General features: G+C 30.7%; 2 protein-coding genes. One reads left to right on the forward strand and one right to left on the reverse strand.

The genetic code is table 11. The features are described 5' to 3' along the window. The first annotated feature begins 358 nt into the window (after window positions 1-358). Window positions 359-499 (forward strand): hypothetical protein, encoded by a 141-nt coding sequence (locus tag JCM14209_RS10100; RefSeq protein ID WP_155830709.1) that lies wholly within the window; start codon window positions 359-361, stop codon window positions 497-499. Window positions 500-611: 112 nt separating this feature from the next. Here the strand turns inward: JCM14209_RS10100 and JCM14209_RS08590 are convergent. Continuing rightward, the coding region (locus JCM14209_RS08590) for a restriction endonuclease subunit S (protein WP_025023036.1) at window positions 612-1,213 on the reverse strand (602 nt) is incomplete at its 5' end.

Genomic DNA, 1,213 nt, shown 5'->3' on the forward strand with positions numbered 1-1,213 from the left:
TTATGATAAAAGATGTATTCAGATACATAGTTACACGCTTGTCGATATTGTTCCATTGTTTTAGCAAAACTTAAAGCCATAGTAGAGTTAGAGATCTTTAATTTAGTCTTTATTGTAACTTGCATTTCCATTAGGTTCACCTCGCTTTCTTCACTAATTATTATAACATAAATAGTTAGTGAAATATACTAAAAAGGAGGAAAAGGGTGAAAAAAAGCAAGCTCGTTAGAGCTTGCAAGCGAGGGCTATCCCTCCAGTGGTTAAAACCACTGGTATCCCGCCCTAAAATCAATGAAGACTTAGTGGACGTTAGAAGCTACACCCATCCACTTAATTACATTCATCGGGGGTGAGAGCTATGCTAACTTGGAAGAAGTTGGGAGGATCCGCAATTAAAACTGCGTTAGTAATTGTTGCGCTTGGAAAGTTGATTCAGTCTCTTGCCAAAGCATATGCAATAATAAAAAAAGCTAACCACGATTATAGTAATCGCGATTAGCTTGTTCCCAGTTTCTTACATTCACGTTTGAGAGTAAGTAGTTGCCGCTACTTGCTCTCTTTTCGTATATAAACATAACATTAAAATACGAATCTGTAAAGTAGTATTCTTTTTATATAAATAATTTATTAAGCAAATATTTTTTTAAAGATTTTAAATCAGAAATTAAATTATCTATAGAAGAAATATTATTATCTACTAAGGTTAATTGATTAGCGACAACATTCTGTATTTCAATATTCGGAAGAACTAATTCAAAATTTTGAATAGTAGGCAATCGCAATGAGTCTACCGTAGCTTTAACTGTATATTTTAATGCATGACGTTTAAAATCTTTTTGAAGGGCGTAGTAAATGTATTTTCCTACTGAATTATTTTTAAAGTCACTAATTTTATATACTCTTTGATGATAATCAAATTTACCGTTAATATAATGATAAATATCACCTAATTTTCCTTCTCCAGGTATAAGAATTGCTTCACCATCATATAACCATCTATTACTTTTTTCGATATTTTTTGACCTAACAAAAAATGGAAATTCACCATTTTCAACAGCATCTTTTTGATCACTTGAACCAGTTTTAATATCTGATATATCACCAAGTTTAACCTTAGTATGTGGTAAATTAGATGAATAAAATATACTTTTTTCTCCGATTAGAGTTCGCAATAAATATTGTTTTAAAGCTATTTGTTGCTCTTTCTTTTTTT

Origin of the sequence: Ligilactobacillus hayakitensis DSM 18933 = JCM 14209 (genome assembly GCF_000615845.1) — a bacterium.
GTDB lineage: Bacteria > Bacillota > Bacilli > Lactobacillales > Lactobacillaceae > Ligilactobacillus > Ligilactobacillus hayakitensis.

What these genes read in the sequence shown, in the direction of transcription:
- JCM14209_RS10100 (WP_155830709.1), top strand. Translation starts at nt 359, where the DNA reads ATGCTAACTTGGAAGAAGTTGGGAGGATCCGCAATTAAAACTGCGTTA.